Here is an 18,161-nt window from a genome sequence, read left to right on the forward strand (position 1 = left end):
CCTCTGCCCTCAGGGGTACGGATGCCATACGGTGCCGGGTGCGACGAACTGTGAAGGAGGCGACATGGACATCGCCGCCGCGCTGGCCGAGGCGCGCACCGCGTGGGAGACCGCGACCGACGACGTCGACCAGGCCGCGGGCGCCGCCTACGCCGAACTCCGCGAAGCCCTCGCCGCCGAGATCGGGGTCTGTGTCACGGTGCTGGAGCGTCGATGAGCGAACCGGTGCAGCTCACCTCGGTGGTCCGCAAGCTCGGCGACCTCGCCGGGCTGGTCAACCCGGCGCGGTTGATCACCGTGATCGGCGACGTCGTCCGCGAGATCAAGACCCCGCCGCCGGGGAACGCCGACGCCCTCGACGCGCTCGCCGCCGCCCACCGGGTCGCGGCCGCGTCGTTCACCCCGATCGCCCGCGAGATCGCCGCGCTCGACGGCTCCGCGGTCGTCCGGGCCACCGCGAGCCGCGTCGAGTGGATCCCGGAGGCGTTCACCGCGACCGCCGACACGCTCGCCGAGTGGGCCGCCGCCGTCCGCGATCACCAGCGCAGGCACGCCGAGCTGCACGCGGCGCTGGAAGCCGCCGCCTACGACGCCACCCACATCGGCTCCGTGCCGCTGCCGGACCCGGTCGGGATCGCCCGCCTGGTCGGCGTCGTCGGCGACCTGATCACCGGCTGCGTCGCGGTCTACACCGACAGCCTCGCCGCCACCGACCGCGCGTCAAGCCGGTTCACCGACCTGCGCGGGGCCGCCCGCGCCGCGGCCGGGGTCGCCGCCGGGCTCACGCCGGAGGACGCGGTGGTCATCGCCGGGAAGAAGGTCGGCGCGCTGGCCGCCCACTACGAGGACGGCCTCGGCCTGACACAGCTGGCGCGGCTGGGTGCGCTGTCCGGGCTGGACCGGGCGGTGCTGGACGTGCTGCTCGCCGCCGTCGGGTCCGACGCCGAGCGCGCGTGGCTGCTGCGGGCCGCCGCGGCCGGTCACGGGCCGACGGAGCTGGGCGGGTTCGCCCGCGCGATCCGCGGGCAGGACGAGCAGTGGCTCAACACGCACCTGTCGCTGGTCGACCGCGGCGGGGAGTCCGCCCAGGTCCGCATGGGCGTCGCGGTCCGCCAGTACGAGGCCACCACGTGCGGCACGACGACGCTGATCGTCGCCCGCGCCGAACACGACCCGCTCTACGCCCTGTCGCTGACCTCCGGCGACTTCCAGAGCGCCTTCACCGCCGAGCGCGGCGCCGTCCACGACGAGACCAACGTGATCTACCCGCAGGCCGCGGGCACCTCACCCAAGGGCGTCGCGGCCTACCTGACCAGGCACATCGGCGTCCCCTACGAGTGGCGTCTGGTCGACGACACCGACAAGCGCGCGATCTCCTCGACGCTGCGCGACGTCGTGGCCGCGGTCGACCGGGGTGTGCCGGTGCCGATCCTGGTCGGCGGCATCGTGCCCCGGCACTACGTGCTGGCGCTGGGGCACGAGCGCGGCACGCTGCTGGTCTTCGAGCCGACCGCCGGGGTCACCGTCGCGGTGCCGGAGGCGGACTTCCTTGCCGGGAACCTCAGGGCCGCGCTCGGCTTCGACCACGTCCAGTCGGTTGTTCTGCCTGGTCAGGCCGGGCAGCCGCTCTCCGCGGGCAGGTCGGACGACGGGTCGAAGTAGCTGTCGCGGTCGCGGCCCGGGGTCTTGTGCACGATGGTCTTGTCGCGGAAGGCCGGGGCCAGGAAGCCGCGCTTGTACGCCTCGCACGAGATGGCGTAGCCGTAGCCGCCGACGCCCGCGTACCAGAGGCCCTGGCTGGACTCGGTCCAGCGCCAGCCGCCGGAGCGCCACACGTAGTCGACCTCGGCCCGGACCACGACCACGGCGTCCATCGGGTCGTTCGCGTTGGGCGCCTCGAAGGCGTAGGCGAAGACGTAGTTGGTCTTCACGACCAGCTCGCCGGGGCCGCCCGCCGAGGCGGTCATCTTGCCGGTGACCTTGGGCTCGACCGGGAGCAGCGGGTTGCCGTCGGCGATCAGGCTGACCAGGGCCTGGGCGCGGGGCTCGCCGCCGGTGCCGAACAGCGGCTGCAGCTCCTTGCGGATGTCGGGCGCCAGCATCCCCAGGTAGCGGCTCGGGTCGTGGCCGACGAGCAGCGTGCGGTCGAGCCTGCTGGCGATGAGCGCGTCGCGGACCTTGGCGGTGATGTCGGCGACCTGCTCGGCGGTGAACTCGCCGACCTGCATGGCCGGGGGCACGGTGATGCCCGCGGCGCCGTCGGCCCAGCCCTCGGCGGGGGTCTGCGCGAACGGCTTGGCCGGGTCGAAGGCGTAACCGGCCGACACCGTCGGCTCACCGTCGGCGGGCGCGCCGGAGTCGGCCAGGACCTTGTCGAACAGGCCGACCCGGACCATGAGCATCAACACGGCGATGACGGCGATCAGGACCATGGACGTGACCAGCCACCGCTCGACGCGGCGCCGCCGCGCGGAGCGCATCATGGCCCGCACGTCGGCGCGTGCCGCGGCACGCACACGGTTGCGCCACTCGGCGTCCCGCAACGCCGCTTGATCGCCGAACTCACGTTGATCCACCGGCCCCCCATGGGCGCTCCCTGACCGTCGCCGGCCCTGGCTCGAGGTGATGACTGCCTGGTGTTCAGCTCATCGATATGTGCCAGGACCGTGTTAACAACCACGTGAGCGGGGTCGCGGACGCTGCGGTGAACGGTGGGCGAAACCCGATCAGCGGTCAGCCGCCGCAGGAAAACAGCGATTCGATAGGCCGATCGGGGTCGAACAGCGCGTCCGGAAGGCCCCCGCTCCCCGGCTCCCTCAACGCGGCGGGGGAGTGGCCGCGGTCACACTCCGTGGAGGACCGTGAGCCCTCGGTCCGGCTGAGCCAGACGCCGCGGTCGGCGGCGGGCCTGCCCGGCCCGACGACGGTCAGGTCGGTGTCGATCCTGGCGACCTCGACCCGCGCGCCGTCGTCGGTCAGCAGGGGGTAGGCGACGACGAACCGGGTGCGCACGAGCAGCTTGCCCGCGCCGGCCGACTCCGCCCACATCCGGCCGCGCACCTTCGGTGCCTGGGGCATCAGCGTGGTGCCCGGCGCGAACCGGACGAGGAAGCGGTCGACCCGCGCGGGGTCGGCGATCGCGGCGCGCAGGTCCGCGCGGTCACCCTCAGCGAACAGCTGGACGTAAGGCTCGGTGTCCACCCCGAGGATCACCGCCGGGTCGAGCATCGCGGCCAGCACGACCGCGCGCGCCCGCTGATAGGCGTCGGTGACCTCGGCGGCCGGGTGCGCCCCGATCGCCTCGACGGGCGGGATGACGACCCCGGCCTCGCCGTCGGCCCAGTCCTTGGCGGGGGTCGCGGCGAAGGGCTCGTCGGCGTCGATGGAGACGACGTCGGCGGCGGGTGTGGACTCACCGAACCAGGCGCCCCAGTTGGTCACCACGAACAAGCCGATCATGGCCACCACGAGGACCACCGCACCGATCGGGACCTTGCGCATGTCCAAGAACGATAAAGATGTCCCCCGGCCGGGTGGTGACCCGAACGTTCAGGCCGGATGACGGGCCGGTGCCGTGGTGTTCACCTCGCCGCGTCCGGCTTGTGCGGAGGAATTCGGTTTCCGACCGCTCGGTAGACTCCTCAGTCGTGACTCAGACCTCAGCATCGCCGTCCATCGACCTCCCGCAGGCATGGGAGCCTGCCGCGGTAGAGGCGGAGCTGTACCAGGGCTGGGTAGACGCCGGCTACTTCACCGCGGACGCCTCCAGCGACAAGCCGCCGTTCACGATCGTGCTCCCGCCGCCGAACGTCACCGGCAGCCTCCACATGGGCCACGCGCTCAACCACACAGTCATGGACGCCCTCACCCGCCGCAAGCGGATGCAGGGCTTCGAGGTGCTGTGGCTGCCGGGCATGGACCACGCGGGCATCGCGACGCAGAACGTGGTGGAGCGCAAGCTCGCCAACGAGGGACTGTCGCGCCACGACCTCGGCCGCGAGAAGTTCATCGAGCGGGTGTGGGACTGGAAGGCCGAGTACGGCGGCAAGATCCTCGGCCAGATGCGCAGGCTCGGCGACGGCATCGACTGGTCGCGCGAGCGGTTCACGATGGACGAAGGACTGTCGCGGGCGGTCCAGACGATCTTCAAGCGGCTGTTCGAGGACGGCCTGATCTACCGGGCCGAGCGGATCATCAACTGGTGCCCGCGTTGCCGCACCGCGCTGTCCGACATCGAGGTCGACCACTCGGAGGACGAGGGCGAGCTCGTGTCCATCCGGTACGGCGACGGCGCGAACGCCATCGTCGTGGCCACCACGCGCGCCGAGACGATGCTCGGCGACACCGCGGTCGCGGTCCACCCGGACGATGAGCGCTACAAGCACCTGATCGGCACCTACGTCGTGCTCCCGCTGACGGGCCGCGAGATCCCGATCGTCGGCGACGAGCACGTCGACCCGGAGTTCGGCACGGGCGCGGTGAAGGTGACCCCGGCCCACGACCCGAACGACTTCGAGATCGGCCAGCGGCACAGCCTGCCGTCCATCACGATCATGGACGAGTCCGCGGTCATCACCGCCCACGGCCCGTTCCTCGGCCTCGACCGCTTCGAGGCGCGTCCCGCCGTGGTCGCCGCGCTGCGCGCCGAGGGCCGGATCGTCGCGGAGAAGCGGCCGTACCTGCACTCGGTCGGCCACTGCTCGCGCTGCGACACGGTGGTCGAGCCGCGCCTGTCGATGCAGTGGTGGGTCAACGTCCAGCCCCTGGCCCAGGCCGCGGGCGACGCCGTGCGCGACGGCCGGACCAAGGTCCACCCGCCGGAGCTGGCCAAGCGCTACTTCGACTGGGTCGACAACATGCACGACTGGACGATCTCGCGCCAGCTGTGGTGGGGCCACCGCATCCCGGTCTGGTACGGCCCCAACGACAAGGTCGTCTGCGTCGGCCCCGACGAGGAACCCCCGACCGGCGACGAGTGGACGCAGGACCCGGACGTGCTCGACACGTGGTTCTCGTCTGGCCTGTGGCCGATCTCGACGCTCGGCTGGCCGACCCAGACCTCGGACCTGGCCAAGTTCTATCCGACCAGCGTCCTGTCGACCGGCTACGACATCCTCTTCTTCTGGGTCGCCCGGATGATGATGTTCGGCCTGTACGCGATGGACGGCGTCCAGCCGTTCGACCACGTCTACCTGCACGGCCTCATCCGCGACGCCCAGGGCAAGAAGATGTCCAAGTCGCGCGGCAACGTCATCGACCCCCTCGACTGGCTCGACCGCTTCGGCGCCGACGCCACCCGCTTCACCCTGGCGCGCGGCGCCAACCCCGGCAACGACATGTCCCTGGCCGAGGAGTGGGCGGGCGGCTCCCGCAACTTCTGCACGAAGCTGTGGAACGCCAGCCGCTTCGCCCTGATGAACGGCGCCACCACAGCGGTCCCAGTTCCCGACCGCGACTCCCTGACCGACGCCGACCGCTGGATCCTCGACGAGGCCGACGCCCTGGTGTCCGAAGTGGACTGCCTCTTCGACGCCTTCCAGTTCGCCAAGCTGTGCGACGCCCTCTACCACTTCACCTGGGACCTGTACTGCGACTGGTACCTGGAGCTGGCCAAGGTCCAAATCGCAGCGGGCGGCGAACGGGCAGACGCGACCCGTGCGGTCCTGGGCCATGTGCTGGACGTGGTCCTGCGGCTGCTGCACCCGGTGGTCCCGTTCATCACCGAGGTCCTGTGGAAGTCGCTGACGGGCAAGGAATCCGTCGTGGTGACCGACTGGCCCGCGCCGTCGGGCGCGGTGGCGGACCCGGGTGCCTCCCGGCGGATCGAGGGCCTGCAGAAGCTGGTCACCGAGATCCGACGGTTCCGGGCGGACCAGGGGTTGAAGCCCGGCCAGAAGGTCGCGGCCCGTCTGTCCGGTGTGGACGCCGCTGGCCTGTCGGCCCACCTCGACGCCGTGACCGCACTGGCCCGCCTTGACGCGGCGGGCCAGGACTTCGTGCCGAGCGCCTCGGTGGAGGTCCCACTGGCGGACGGCACGGTGACGGTGGAACTCGACCTCTCCGGCACCATCGACGTCGCCGCGGAACGCAAGCGCCTGGCGAAGGACCTTGCGGTGGCGGAGAAGGAACTCGCCCAGTGCGAGGCCAAGCTCGGCAACCCCAAGTTCACGGACAAGGCCCCGGCGGACGTGGTCGCCAAGATCCAGACCCGCCGCGACACCGCCGCCGCCGAGATCGAGCGCATCACCGCCCGCATCGCGGCACTGCCCGCGAGCTGACGATGTCGCCGACCCGGAGAACTGGCGTTCCCAGTTCTCCGGGTCCCGTCATGATCACCCGATAGCTGGTACCCGCGTTCCCCGCCGGGTTGCGAGCATGGTCGACGCACCCACGCCAAGAACCCGGGAGTCGCCCGTGCGCACAATCCGCAGAGCGGCAGTGATCCTGACCGCTGTCGGCGCCGCGTTCACCGCCACCACCCCCGTGACCGCGTCCGCCGCGCCGGTGACCGGGCTTTACTTCACCAGCGGCCTTTCCCCGAACCGCCAACTCGATGCCGACCCGGCCACGATCAGCACCAACGGCGGGCGGGCGTACCAGTACGAGTTCAACGGCGGCTACCAGCAGCGCTGGATCCTTTACTCCGACGGCTCGATCAGCCCGGAAGGCGATCAGACCATGTGCCTGGACGCCAATCCGAACACCAACTGGGACGGCGGCCAGGTCTACCTGTGGAAGTGCAACGGGGCGATGTGGCAGAAGTGGTGGTGGAACTACGGCACGCCGTATGGACGCCGCATCGAGAACCGCCACTCATGGCGCTGTCTCGACGTGAACCCGAACACCAACTGGAACATGGGCACCGTATACATGTGGGGCTGCAACGACGCCCCACAGCAGAGCTGGATCCTCTGGAACTAGTGGCTCGCTGCTCGGCGGTCAGCTGAGCGGGATCTCGTAGTGGATCGTCTGGAAGTGGTCCGGGTCGCCGTCGCGGGCGTCGAGGATCTCCACGGCCAGGGAGCCCCAGAACTTGTCCACCCCAGGTACACGAGCGTCGGTGTGCAAGTACAGCCGCTCGTACCCGGGCGTCGCCGCCACGAACTCTGTGGCCAGGTGGACCAGCGATCTGGCCAGGCCGAAGCGGCGGTGCTCTGGCCGCACGTACACCCGGAACAACTGCGCCGTCGTCTCCGGCGGGTACCGCCGGGCGATCCACTCCGGGTGCGGCGGGCTCTTGGGTGCCTGGGCGCGGACGCCCGTGGTGGCCACGACCTCGTCCCCCAGAACCGCCACGAACAGCGCGTGCCGCGGCGGGGCCAGATACGCCGCCCGAGGGTCGATCGCGTCCGCGTGCCACTGCGGCTGATACCCGTAGGAGAACTCGCGGTAGAACGTGTCCAGCATGACGCCGCGAGCCCCGTCCAGATCCGCCTCCGTAGCCTGCCGCAGTTCGTAGCTCACAGAACCTCCTTGATCGAACGGCCAAGCAGCCCGACAGTCACCGGATGCCGCGGCCGCGCCAACACATCAGCCAAAGTCCCCCGCTCCACCACCCGCCCCTCATCCAGGACGACAATGTGCTCGGCGAGACGAGCCACAACCCCCAGGTCATGGCTGATCAGCACAAGAGCGCACGGCAGGTCGGCGAGCAGGTCGAGCAGCCCCGCCTGAGTCAGCGTGTCCAGGCCGGACGTGATCTCGTCACACACCAGCACATCCGGCCGCGCCAACAGCGCCCGACACAGGGCCGCCCGCTGAAGCTCCCCACCAGACAACGCATCCGGCCGCCGACTGGCCATGTCCGAGCTGATCCCGACGCTCGCCAGCTCCGCAAGCGCTTGCGCCCGCGCATCCGAAGCGCCTCGCAACCGCACAGCCGTCCGCGCGATCTGATCGACCACACTCCGATGCTCATCGAACGAAGCCCGCGCGTCCTGGAACACATACTGCACCCGAGCCAGCTCAGCCCGCCCCCGCCGACGCAACTCCACCCCGTCCAACCGGATAGAACCGTCCCAAGTGGAGTGCAGCCCAGTCAGGCAACGCGCCAGCGTCGTCTTCCCACTACCCGACCGCCCCACCACAGCCACCCGGTCGCCAGCCCCCACAACCAGCGAGACCTCATGCAGCACGGTCTTCTTCTTGTGCCGAGCCGTAAGCGACGCGGTCAACAGCGGCGCCCGCGACACAGGCGGAGCGGGCACCGAAACCACCGGCTGCGCGGCGACCAACGCGGCCGTGTAGTCATGCGCAGGCAGAGAAAGCACCTGATCAGCGGGTCCAGACTCGACAACCCGCCCGTCCAGCAACACCACCACGTCATCGGCCAACGCACGCACCATGTCGAGATCGTGAGTCAGCAGCACAATCGCCACCCCCTGCCGCGCGACCTCAGCCAACTCCGTGACGATCTCCGCGCGCGTGATCGCGTCCTGCCCGGTCGTCGGCTCATCCGCCACGATCACCGAGGGCCCACCGACCAGCACTTGCGCCAGCACAACGCGCTGCTGCTGCCCACCGGATAGCTGGTGCGGATACCGGTCGAGCAACTCCGGCGACACCCGCGCGTGCCGCAGCGCGGCATCGACATCGCCGTTCAACTCGGCGAACACAGACCCGACCTTGCGCACCGGATTCAGCGCCGCCGACGGATGCTGCGGCACGAACCCCGCCGTCCCGTCGACCTCGACGGTCCCACTGACCCTGACCCCAGGCGCGTGGTCGCCGACGATCGCCAGCCCAGTCGTCGTCTTCCCGCTGCCGGACTCACCCACGATCGCCAGCACCCGGCCTGACGCCACGCTGAAGCTGACCCCGTCGACGAGCGTGCGCGTGGCGGTCTCCACCCGCAGCTGAGAGACGCGGACCGTCATCGGGCCTCCTTGCGCAGCGCGCGGTCGAAAGTCAGGTTCAAGCCGATCGACAGCGCCACGATCAGCACCGCCGGGATCACGACCGCCCACGGCTGCAGGAACAGCCCGACCCGATTGCGGTCCACCATCACCGCCCAGTCCGCCGCGTCCGGCGGCACGCCCACTCCGAGGAAACTGGCCGAGGCCACCAGATACAGCGCCGCGGTGAGCCGCACCCCGAGGTCGGCGGCGAGCGTGCGCAGCATCGACCGGCCGATGTAGCCGACCGAGATCCGCCACCACGTCTCGCCCTGCAGCCGCATCGCCTCCACCGCGGGCCGTCCGGCGATCTCCAGCGCCGCGGCCCGCGAGATCCGGGCGACGTCCGGGAAGTTGATCAGCGTGACGATCCCGACCAGCGCGACCAGGCCGGGTCCGGCGATCGTGGCCAGCAGGATCAGCACCAGCAGCGACGGGATCGCCAGCAGCAGGTCCAGCGGTCGCATCAGCAGTTCGTCGAGCGGCCGCGCGGTCGCCGCGAGCACACCCCACGGCACCCCCACGACATACGCGCACACCGTCGCCAGCAGCGCGACCAGCACCACGGTCCGGCCGCCGAGCAGCACCTGGTGCCAGACGTCCCGGCCGACGAAGTCCGTCCCGAGCAGGTGATCCGGCATGAACGGCGCGCCGCGGGTCAGCTCGACCGGCACGAACACCGGCCCGAGCAGCGCCAGCAGCAGGGGAATCCCGATCAGCAGATATCTCATCGTGACGACCTCGGGGCCAGCCGGAACGCGACCAGGTCGGCCAGCAGGTTCACCACGACTGTGGTCACCGCGAACACGACCGCCAACCCCTGCACGACCGGCAGGTCACGGCTCGCCACCGCGTCCACCAGCACCGTGCCAAGCCCGGGGATCACGAACACCGCCTCCACGACGATCACCCCGCCGAGCAGCCAGTCCGTCGTCCGCGCCACCTGCTGGACCGCGGGCGCGAGCGCGTTGGGCAGGGCGTGGGCATAGCGGATCCGGCGCGTGCCGACGCCGAGGCGCCGCGCGTGCCGGACGTAGTCCGAGGCCAGCGCGTCGATCATGCCCGCGCGGACGAGCCTGCTGATCGAGCAGATCGGCCGCGCCAACAGGACAAGCAGCGGCAGCACAAGCACGGCGGGCGTCAACCCTCCGACCGCGGTCGGAGGCACCCAGCCCAGGCCAACGCCGAACACCGCGATCAGCACCACGGCCAGCGCGAACTCCGGGATCGAGTGCAGCCCGACGCTGACCGACGTCAGCACCCGGTCGAGCACGCTGCCCTCCCGCAGGGCCGCGGCCACCCCCACGAAGATCGACAGCGGCACGAGCAGCACCAGCGTGAGGACGGCCAGCAGGATCGTCGGCGCGAGGCCGGTCGCGAGGAAGTCCGCGACCGGCCTGCCCGACACCAGCGACTCGCCGAAGTCCAGCCGCGCCAACCCGGCGAGCCAGTCCGCGTAGCGCTCCAGCGGCGGTTGGTCCAACCCCATGGCTTGGCGGATCGCGGCGATGCGCGCCGGGTCCGGGTCGTCCCCGGCCAGCGTGACCGCCGCGTCCCCCGGCAGGGCCTGGACCAACAGGAACACCAGGGTGACGACGGCGAGCACCTGCCCGACGCCCAGGGCCAGCCGCCGCAGCGTGTAGCGGGTCACCCAAGCCACACCTTGTCGAACCGCGCCCAGTCCAGGGTGTTCGCCGGTGCCGTCGCCACGCCGCCGACCTTGGGCGACGTGCCGACGATCCAGTCGGCGAAGCCCCACATCAGGTAGCCGCCCTCGGCGTGCAGCGACCGCTGCATCTCCCCGTACACCGCGCCGCGCGCCTGGGCGTCCGAAGTGGACACCGCCTTCTGGTAGAGCGCGTCGAACTCGGGGCGGGCCCACTTGGTCGTGTTCGTGGTGGAGCCGGTCAGCAGCCGCTGGGCGATGTGGGACTCGATCGGCATGGCGCCCGACCGGAAGCTCGACATCGTGCCGTTCTTGAGGGTGTCCGCCCAGAAGGTGTCCTTGTTGCCGGTGACGACCTCGATGGTCAGCCCGGACCCCTTGGCCTGGTCGGCGAAGATCGTCGCCGCCTCGACCATCCCGGCCGCGGCGGTGGACGTGTCGAGCTTGACCGTCAGGCCCTCCGCGCCCGCCTTCTTGATCAGCGCCTTGGCCTTGTCGAGGTCACGCTGCCGCTGCGGGATGTCGCCCGCGTAGAACTGGTAGCCCTTGCCGAACAGGTCGTTGGCGACCTGGCCGCTGCCCGCCAGCGTCGACTCGACCAGCTGCGGCCGGTCGGCCAGCAGGAACATCGCCTCCCGCAGGTCCCGGTTGTCGAACGGCGCGCGGTCGAGCTTCATCGCGAAGCCCTGCACGACGCTGTTGGGGGAGCGGTGGATCGTCACCTTGCCGCCGGTGCCGTGCGAGCGCGCGGTCGTCGGGGTGAGGTCGTGCGCGTACTCGACCTGGCCGCCGAGCAGCGCGTTCGTCCGCGCCGACTCCTCGTTGGCGATGATGAACTCCAGCTCGTCCAGGTAGGGCGCGCCTTCCCAGTAGTTCGGGTTCTTCTTGAGCAGCACCGATTTGCCCGGCTCGAACGACACGAAGCTGAACGGCCCGGAGCCGACCGGCTTGGTGAAGTCCTGCGTGCCCTCGGGGACGATGTAGGCGCCGAACGTGGCCAGCGCGTTGGGGAACTCGACGTAGGGCCGCTTCAGCGCGAACTCCACGGTCCGGTCGTCCACCGCCTTGCTGTTCGCCAGGTCGATAAGCGACAGGCTCGCCTTCGCCCGGAACGCCTTGGCCGGGTCGAGGATGCGCGCGTAGCTGGACAGCACGTCCTGCGCGCGGACCGGCTTGCCGTCGTGGAACGCGGCCTGGCGCAGCGTGATCCGCCAGCGGGTCAGGTCCGCGTTGGGCTCCCACTTCTCGGCGAGGCGCGGCTGCGCGGAGACGTCGGCGCCGAGGTCGGCGAGCTTGTCGAACATCGCCTTGGCGCGCGCTGCCTCGTTGAACAGGTTCGCCAGGTGCGGGTCGAGCACCTCTTTGACCCCGCCGCCCGCGAACGCCGCGCGCAGCCTGCCGCCGGACTTGGGGGTGGGCGCGGCCGGGCCCGCCGGGCTGGTCGAGCAGGCCGCCAGGGTGACGACCGAGAGACCGGCCAGCCCGAGGAAACCGCGGCGGGAGTGCTGGGTGTTCATGGAGATCCCTTTCACTGCTTACGTGCTACGAGGTGCAGGCGGTCACCTGACAGCGAGCCCCCGAGCTCGGCGTCGGGCCGCCACGGCGGGTCGGTGCGGGGGCCGGGGGTGTCGAACATGGCCACCACGTCGAACCCGGCCAGGTTCAGGAACATGGCCAGCTCCTGGGGGAACAGCAGCCGCCACGCCGAGTGCTGCACCAGCGACTCCGCGCCGGGCCACCGCCACTCGCGGCGGCGGCGCAGGAGCTGGGCGGCGTGGTCGACCCAGAGGGTGGTGTGCGAGGTGTAGGGGATGCCCTCCCAGATCACGCTGCGCACGCTGTCGGGGATGTCGTTGCCGAGGAAGTAGGCGCCGTTGCGCATCTCGGCGATGAGCAGCGCGCCCGGGTTGGCGTGCTCGCGGCAGCGGTCGAGGAAGGCGTGCAGGTCGGCGTTGGTGTGGCAGTAGAGGAAGGCGCTGTCGAGGCAGGTGATGACGTCGAAGGTCTGGTCGAGCCGGAAGTCCCGCATGTCGCCGACGGTGAAGCGGGCGTTCGGGTGGTGCGCGCGGGCGTGGTCGACCATGGCCGTGGAGCTGTCGATGCCGTGGACCTGGAAGCCCTGCGCGGCGAGGTACCCGGCGTCGCGGCCGGTGCCGGAGCCGATGTCGAGCAGGGTGCCCTTGGTGTGGAACCGCGTCACCAGGTCTTCGACGAACCGGGCGGCCTTGTGGTCGGGATCGGGGAACTGGGCCTCGTAGAGCGCGGGGTTGTCGGTGAGCAGGTTCATCGCACGGGCTCCTTGATCCGGATGGCGAGGACCGCGCCCGCGCAGACCACCCCGAGCCCGACGCAGACGAGCGCGGCCAGGGTCGGGCTGACCTCACCCGCCCAGCCGATCCCGGCGTTGCCGACAGCGGCGACGATCCCGGAGGCGAGGTAGAACATGCCGAAGTACGTCCCCGCGAGGCTTTCCCGCCCGAACGTGGGAATCAGCTCGTAGACGAACGGCTGCGTGATCATCACCCCGAGCGCGAGGCCGACCGTCGCGATGAGGACGGCCGCGAGGCTCTCGCTGAGCGCGGGGGCCAGGAACCCGACCCCCATCGTCGCGAGGCCGATCGCGATGCTGTGGTGTCGGGGGCGGTGGCTGAGTTTGCGGGTGATGCGGACCTGGAGGGCCAGCGTCGTCACCGTGGACACGATGAAGACCGCGGCGACGCTGCTCGCGCTCCCGGTGGCCTTCTTGGCGGCGATGGGGAGGACCAGGTAGAGCTGGTTCTGCAGGGCGAACATGCCGGTGAGGGCGAGGGTGAAGGCGAGGAAGCTCTTGTTGTGGAGACACTCCCGCCAGTCGCCGATCACTGTGGTTTGCGCTGGTGGGGTGTCTTTGCGTGGCAGGGCAAACGCTTGCGCGATGGTGAGCGCCGCGAAGATCCCAGCCGCTACCAGGGCAGAGACCCGGAAGTCCCAGAGGAGGAGCAGACTGCCCAGGAGGGGGCCGACGAGGGCGCCGGTCTGCGCGAAGACGTTGAAGAGGGCGAACGCTTCGGCCCTCCGGTCCGCGGCCTCGACGGCGATGTAGGCGCGGACGGCTGGGTTGAAGAGGGCACCTGCTAGTCCACTGAGGACGGACGCGGCTAGAAGGATCGGCATTGTGTCGCCGAGCGCGAAGAGTGCGAAACCGATGGTTCTTAGGCCGCAGCCGGCGATGATGACCTGGCGGGGGCCGAGGCGGTCGGAGGCGGTGCCGCCGATGAGGAAGAGGCCCTGCTGGCTGAGGGTGCGGACGCCGAGGATGACACCGACCATGGCGGCGGACATGCCGATGTCGTCGGTGAGGTGGGTGGCGAGGTAGGGGATGAGCAGGTAGAAGCCGGTGTTGACGCCGAACTGGTTGATGAGGAGCAGTCGGACGGAGAGTGGGAAGGACTTCATCGCCGCGACACGCCCAAGCCCGGCTCGTCCGAAAGCCGGAGAACTCCGTCCTCGCCGCTGATGCCGGTCCAGGGGTCCTTGGCCAGCAAGAGGTGGCCGTCCAGGTCGATCCAGCGTGCGCGGCCTGCCAGGTGAACTGCGGGGGCGATGCCCAGCGAACTCGCCACCAGGCAGCCCAGCATCACCTCCAACCCGCACGACTCGGCCGTCTCGATCATCTCCATGGCCGTGGTCAAGCCGCCGCACTTGGCGAGCTTGATGTTGATGCCCGCGACTATCCCCGCCAGGTCCCGAACGTCCTCGACCGTCGTGACGTCCTCGTCGGCGATCAGTGGCACCGATGTCCGGGCCGAGATCCAAGCCAGGCCAGGCAGATTCCCCGGCGCGATTGGCTGTTCGACCGCCTCGATCCCGTCAAGCTTCTCCAAACACCGAACCGTCTCCTCCGGTGTCCAAGCCCCGTTCGGGTCAATCAGCAGCCGCGCGTCCACCGCCGCCCGGACGGCCGACACCGCCGAGATATCCGCCCCCACCTTCACCTTCAGCACACTGAACCCACGCGCCGTCAACGAAAGGGCCTGCCGAACCGACTCCTCGGGCGAAGCAATCCCGATCGTGTAAGCCGTCGGCACGTCTGTCCACACCGGACTGCCCAGAAGTCGATACACTGGAATCCCAGCCCGCTGAGCCTCCAGATCGAACAACGCCGCATCGACAGCCGCCCGTACCCCCGCGGGTAACCCTTCCAGCGAAAGGACATCGACCGACGACAGCAACGACACGATCCCCGCAACGTCGAGTCCGTAATAGACACTCGTGACGACCTCGCCGTGCCCGACCAGACCATCGCTCGACACCGTGACCCGCACCGCGTCCCGGCGCGACATGACGGAGCGGGAAATGCGCAGTGGGGTCGACAGCTCCAGCCCGTAGACCTCCCAGTCCACCTTCACGCGGGCACCCCCAGCGCCCGCGGGACCGTGACCGATCGGCACCGGGCCCAGCCGGTGACCTCGACCGACTCCGCGTGCCCGATCTCCAAGGGGCGGTCCGCCGCCGGGCCGAAGAGTCCGCGCGCGCGGCAGAAGTCGTCGTCGAAGATGGTGCCCAGGTAGCGGTGGGGGCCGTCCGGGAACACCGTGACGACCGACGCGCCCGCCTCGACGCGCGACACCCACGCCGACACCAGGGCGACCGCGCCCGTGCTCCAGCCGCCCGTCACGAAGGTGTCCCTGGCGAGCCTGCGGCAGGCGTCGACCACCTCGACCGGCCCGACCCAGTGCACCTCGTCGAACTCGGCGTACGCGACGTTGCGGGGATAGATGCTGCTGCCCAGCCCCCGCATGACACGCGACCGCGCGGGCTGGCCGAAGATCGTCGACCCCACCGTGTCCACCCCGACCAGCCGCAGCCGCGGCCAGTACCTGCGCAGCGTCGCGACGGTGCCCGCGCTGTGGCCGCCCGTGCCGACACTGCACACCAGCACGTCCGCGCGGTCGAGCTGGTCGACCAGTTCGCGCGCCAGGTCCGCGTAGCCGGACGGGTTGTCCGGGTTGTTGTACTGGTCCGGCCAGAAACAGCCCGGCAGCGAATCGCGCACCGCGTGCAGCCGGTCGAGCCGCGCCTGCTGCCAGCCGCCCACGGGATGCGGGTCCTCGACGATCTCCAGCCGCGCGCCGTAGGACCGCAGCAGCGCGCGCATCGACGGTTCAAGCTCGGCGTCCACGATCAGCACCACGGGATGACCCAGCGCCTGACCTGCGAAGACGAGTCCGATGCCGAGCGTGCCGCTGGTCGACTCGACCACCGCCGCCCCCGGGCGCAGGTCGCCGCGGGCGCGCGCGGCCAGCAGCATCGCCACCGCCGAGCGGGCCTTCATGCCGCCCGCGCTCAGGCACTCCAGCTTCGCCCAGAAGCCGTCGTGCCGGTGCGGCAGCGGGGTCTCGATCCGCGCGACCGGGGTCTTGCCGACGAGGTCGAGCAGGTGCCGATTCATGACGCTCCGCGGTAGAGGTGGATCGTGCTGGGGCCACCGTCGAGCCAGAAGAACGGGAACGGCTCGGCCGACACCGCGTCGACGCCGTGGCCGATGAGGTGCGGCAGGACGGCGCTGCCGGTCTGGGCGAACAGCACCACCCGTTTCCCGCTTCGCAGCAGCGGATCGAGGCTGCCGTTGCCCAAGGTCATGCCGGACGCGAGCACGATGTCGCAGTCGGCCAGCGCGCGCTCCGCGTCGGTGGCGATCGGCTCGTCCCACTCCGTCCGGCCGCCCTTGAGGTCACACGGGACATAGGCGATCCCGCGCGCACGAAGGTGGTGCAGCAGTGAGTTCACGACCCCGATCACGAGCACCCGCTGCCCGGGCCGCGCGTCGACAAGGTCGATCACCGCCGACGCGCGCGCCATCGACTTCTCCAGCGAACTGCCCGGCGCGAGCCGCACCGCCTCGGCGCCCGACGTCTCGTGCGGGTGCGCGCTCATCAGGTACGCGTCGAGCGCGGCCACCCGGATCGGCCGGCTGGGGTGGTGGAGCAGGTCGGCGATGGTCGCGCCGACGCAGTCGTGGATGTCGCCGACCTCGCCGGGCTCGACCGCGCACGACCCGACCGCCCGGTCGACCCGCAGGCTGACCACCTCGTTGCGGTACGACTGCCCGCGCGAGGCGTGCCGGACTCCTTGCTGCGTCACGAATCCGACGCTGACCCGCTGCCCAGCCGGGTCCGGCCCCAACTCGCCCGCGCGGACCCGCTCGATGAGTGTGGCTAACGCGGTCACGCCGGGTCCTCGTAGCGGACGTCGAGCCCGGCGACGACCTTCTCGGCCAGCGCCCGCGCGCCGAGGCCGTCGTGGTCGACCGTCATCACATGGCCGAGGTAGGTGTTGTTGCTGGTCGGCTCGCCCGCGCGGTGCCCGGCGGGCTTGACGTCGGCCGCCACGACACCGGGCACGTCCACCGCGCCGGTGATCTCCGCGACCAGCCCCGGCCGCGGCGGCAGCAGGAACGAGATCGCCGCGCTGCGCACCCCGGTGTCCGCGCCCGCCAGCGAAGGCCGCTCACCCACCGCGAGCTGGGCGAACACCATCGGCAGATCGATACCGCGCACCCGGCGCACCAGTTCGGTGATCTGGTTGCCCGCGGGCCGCGGGTTGACCTCGATCAGCTTGGGCCCGTCCGCGGTCAGCTTGAGCTCGGTGTGCGCGACCGTGTCGTCCAACCCGAGCGCCGAGATCGCCCGCACCGCGACGTCGGCCGCGGCGGACCCGTCGAGGTCGGCGGGGAACATGTGCCCGCTCTCCACGAACCACGGCTCCCCGGCGACGCTCTTGTCCGTCACGCCGACCACCTGGGTGACGCCGTCGGCGGTCACGGTCTCGACCGACACCTCCGGCCCGTCCAGCAGTTCCTCGATCAGCACGGTCGGCACACGCGGCTGGTTGCGGGCGTTGACCGGGAACGCCTCCATCGCTTGGAACGCCTCACGCAGCTCCGCCTCGCCGGACACCTTGCGCACGAACATCCCGCCGCACAGGTCCACCGGCTTCACGACCAGCGGATACCCCAGTCCGCCCGCCGCCTTCGCGGTCTCCTCCCAGCCCTTCGCCAGCGCGAACCGCGGCCCCGGGACGCCCGCGTCGGCGAACACCGCGCGCGCCAGGTCCTTGCGGTTGGCGCTTTCCACGGCGTCGACCGACGGACCCGGCAGCCCGAGCCGCTCGGCGATCCTGGCGACGGTCGGCAGGTAGTAATCACACGAGCTGATGACGCCGTCGAACCGCAGGACGCCGTGCAGTTGCTCCACATAGGACAGCAGTGGTTCGACGTCGTTGGTCTCGGCGGTGAACACGTTGTCGGCGCTCAACAGTGGGTGCGGACCGGTGGACGCGCGCAGGTAGTGGTGCAGATCGCGGGTGAGGAAGGTGAACCGGTGCCCGGATTCCCGGATCGCCCTGGGCAGCAGCGTGCTCATCGCGCCGACCCAGCTCTCGACCATCAGCAGATGCCCCACGAACGCTCCTTCGCTCCGACGTCGTGGAAATGGTAACGGTTTTCATTGCAGTGTCGACCACCGGCCGGGTGATGTGAGCCAGGTCATGACGAGGTTCGCCAAAGCCGGGACCCGGCGGCCGGGGGATCGGTAGCTTGGGCTGACGATCGCGAAGGGAAG

Annotated in this window: 17 protein-coding genes; 4 read left to right on the forward strand and 13 right to left on the reverse strand. The window is 70.6% G+C overall.

What is annotated here, in order from left to right; genetic code table 11:
- The first annotated feature begins 64 nt into the window (after positions 1-64).
- Together ACSHT8_RS31425 and ACSHT8_RS31430 are read left to right on the forward strand one after the other, a co-directional pair.
- Positions 65-217, forward strand: coding sequence for a hypothetical protein (locus ACSHT8_RS31425; protein ID WP_436495143.1), 153 nt, complete (start codon positions 65-67; stop codon positions 215-217).
- Positions 214-1,662 (forward strand): hypothetical protein, encoded by a 1,449-nt coding sequence (locus ACSHT8_RS31430; protein WP_436495145.1) that lies wholly within the window; start codon positions 214-216, stop codon positions 1,660-1,662. The genes ACSHT8_RS31425 and ACSHT8_RS31430 overlap by 4 nt, the downstream gene beginning before the upstream one ends.
- Here the strand turns inward: ACSHT8_RS31430 and ACSHT8_RS31435 are convergent.
- A complete protein-coding gene (locus ACSHT8_RS31435; protein ID WP_436495147.1) occupies positions 1,611-2,576 on the reverse strand; it encodes a hypothetical protein in 966 nt (321 codons plus the stop codon). The genes ACSHT8_RS31430 and ACSHT8_RS31435 overlap by 52 nt on opposite strands.
- Before the next feature lie 157 nt (positions 2,577-2,733).
- Positions 2,734-3,501 carry a hypothetical protein gene (locus ACSHT8_RS31440; RefSeq protein WP_436495149.1) on the reverse strand — a complete coding sequence of 256 codons (768 nt, stop codon included), beginning with the start codon at positions 3,499-3,501 and terminating at the stop codon, positions 2,734-2,736.
- A gap of 146 nt (positions 3,502-3,647) precedes the next feature.
- Between ACSHT8_RS31440 and ACSHT8_RS31445 the strand changes: the two genes are divergently transcribed.
- Both ACSHT8_RS31445 and ACSHT8_RS31450 read left to right on the forward strand, forming a co-directional pair.
- Positions 3,648-6,278, forward strand: a complete 2,631-nt coding sequence (locus ACSHT8_RS31445) for a valine--tRNA ligase (RefSeq protein WP_436495151.1) — start codon at positions 3,648-3,650, stop codon at positions 6,276-6,278.
- Between the two features lie 160 nt (positions 6,279-6,438).
- The gene (locus ACSHT8_RS31450; RefSeq protein ID WP_436495153.1) at positions 6,439-6,921 is read left to right on the forward strand and encodes a ricin-type beta-trefoil lectin domain protein; all 483 of its coding nucleotides are present in this window, start codon (positions 6,439-6,441) and stop codon (positions 6,919-6,921) included.
- 18 nt (positions 6,922-6,939) lie between these two features.
- Here the strand turns inward: ACSHT8_RS31450 and ACSHT8_RS31455 are convergent, their stop codons facing one another.
- From ACSHT8_RS31455 to ACSHT8_RS31505, 11 genes are read right to left on the reverse strand one after another with little or no spacing between them, the layout of a single operon-like run.
- Positions 6,940-7,464, reverse strand: a complete 525-nt coding sequence (locus ACSHT8_RS31455) for a GNAT family N-acetyltransferase (protein WP_436495155.1) — start codon at positions 7,462-7,464, stop codon at positions 6,940-6,942.
- The gene (locus ACSHT8_RS31460; protein WP_436495157.1) at positions 7,461-8,876 is read right to left on the reverse strand and encodes an ABC transporter ATP-binding protein; all 1,416 of its coding nucleotides are present in this window, start codon (positions 8,874-8,876) and stop codon (positions 7,461-7,463) included. Before ACSHT8_RS31460 ends, ACSHT8_RS31455 begins: the two co-directional genes overlap by 4 nt.
- Positions 8,873-9,625: an ABC transporter permease gene (locus tag ACSHT8_RS31465; RefSeq protein WP_436495159.1), complete on the reverse strand. Its 753-nt coding sequence runs from the start codon at positions 9,623-9,625 to the stop codon at positions 8,873-8,875. Before ACSHT8_RS31465 ends, ACSHT8_RS31460 begins: the two co-directional genes overlap by 4 nt.
- Positions 9,622-10,545: an ABC transporter permease gene (locus tag ACSHT8_RS31470; protein WP_436495161.1), complete on the reverse strand. Its 924-nt coding sequence runs from the start codon at positions 10,543-10,545 to the stop codon at positions 9,622-9,624. The genes ACSHT8_RS31465 and ACSHT8_RS31470 overlap by 4 nt, the downstream gene beginning before the upstream one ends.
- Positions 10,542-12,077 (reverse strand): ABC transporter substrate-binding protein, encoded by a 1,536-nt coding sequence (locus ACSHT8_RS31475; RefSeq protein ID WP_436495163.1) that lies wholly within the window; start codon positions 12,075-12,077, stop codon positions 10,542-10,544. The genes ACSHT8_RS31470 and ACSHT8_RS31475 overlap by 4 nt, the downstream gene beginning before the upstream one ends.
- A gap of 11 nt (positions 12,078-12,088) precedes the next feature.
- Positions 12,089-12,847, reverse strand: coding sequence for a class I SAM-dependent methyltransferase (locus tag ACSHT8_RS31480; RefSeq protein WP_436495165.1), 759 nt, complete (start codon positions 12,845-12,847; stop codon positions 12,089-12,091).
- Positions 12,844-13,995, reverse strand: coding sequence for an MFS transporter (locus ACSHT8_RS31485; RefSeq protein WP_436495167.1), 1,152 nt, complete (start codon positions 13,993-13,995; stop codon positions 12,844-12,846). Before ACSHT8_RS31485 ends, ACSHT8_RS31480 begins: the two co-directional genes overlap by 4 nt.
- Positions 13,992-14,948 (reverse strand): dipeptide epimerase, encoded by a 957-nt coding sequence (locus ACSHT8_RS31490; RefSeq protein ID WP_436495168.1) that lies wholly within the window; start codon positions 14,946-14,948, stop codon positions 13,992-13,994. The genes ACSHT8_RS31485 and ACSHT8_RS31490 overlap by 4 nt, the downstream gene beginning before the upstream one ends.
- Complete coding sequence (locus ACSHT8_RS31495) at positions 14,945-15,991, reverse strand: PLP-dependent cysteine synthase family protein (RefSeq protein WP_436495170.1); 1,047 nt, start codon at positions 15,989-15,991, stop codon at positions 14,945-14,947. Before ACSHT8_RS31495 ends, ACSHT8_RS31490 begins: the two co-directional genes overlap by 4 nt.
- Entirely contained in the window at positions 15,988-16,770 is a 783-nt protein-coding gene (locus ACSHT8_RS31500; protein ID WP_436495172.1) for a Rossmann-like domain-containing protein, read from the reverse strand. Before ACSHT8_RS31500 ends, ACSHT8_RS31495 begins: the two co-directional genes overlap by 4 nt.
- The gene (locus ACSHT8_RS31505; protein WP_436495174.1) at positions 16,767-18,002 is read right to left on the reverse strand and encodes an ATP-grasp domain-containing protein; all 1,236 of its coding nucleotides are present in this window, start codon (positions 18,000-18,002) and stop codon (positions 16,767-16,769) included. Before ACSHT8_RS31505 ends, ACSHT8_RS31500 begins: the two co-directional genes overlap by 4 nt.
- Positions 18,003-18,161: the final 159 nt, after the last annotated feature.

This window comes from Actinokineospora sp. HUAS TT18, assembly GCF_051364635.1.
Classification (GTDB): domain Bacteria; phylum Actinomycetota; class Actinomycetes; order Mycobacteriales; family Pseudonocardiaceae; genus Actinokineospora.

Coding starts and splice junctions, on each gene's coding strand:
- ACSHT8_RS31425 (WP_436495143.1), top strand. CDS start 65: ATGGACATCGCCGCCGCGCTGGCCGAGGCGCGCACCGCGTGGGAGACC.
- ACSHT8_RS31430 (WP_436495145.1), top strand. CDS start 214: ATGAGCGAACCGGTGCAGCTCACCTCGGTGGTCCGCAAGCTCGGCGAC.
- ACSHT8_RS31440 (WP_436495149.1), bottom strand. CDS start 3,501: ATGCGCAAGGTCCCGATCGGTGCGGTGGTCCTCGTGGTGGCCATGATC.
- ACSHT8_RS31460 (WP_436495157.1), bottom strand. CDS start 8,876: ATGACGGTCCGCGTCTCTCAGCTGCGGGTGGAGACCGCCACGCGCACG.
- ACSHT8_RS31465 (WP_436495159.1), bottom strand. CDS start 9,625: ATGAGATATCTGCTGATCGGGATTCCCCTGCTGCTGGCGCTGCTCGGG.
- ACSHT8_RS31475 (WP_436495163.1), bottom strand. CDS start 12,077: ATGAACACCCAGCACTCCCGCCGCGGTTTCCTCGGGCTGGCCGGTCTC.
- ACSHT8_RS31480 (WP_436495165.1), bottom strand. CDS start 12,847: ATGAACCTGCTCACCGACAACCCCGCGCTCTACGAGGCCCAGTTCCCC.
- ACSHT8_RS31485 (WP_436495167.1), bottom strand. CDS start 13,995: ATGAAGTCCTTCCCACTCTCCGTCCGACTGCTCCTCATCAACCAGTTC.
- ACSHT8_RS31495 (WP_436495170.1), bottom strand. CDS start 15,991: ATGAATCGGCACCTGCTCGACCTCGTCGGCAAGACCCCGGTCGCGCGG.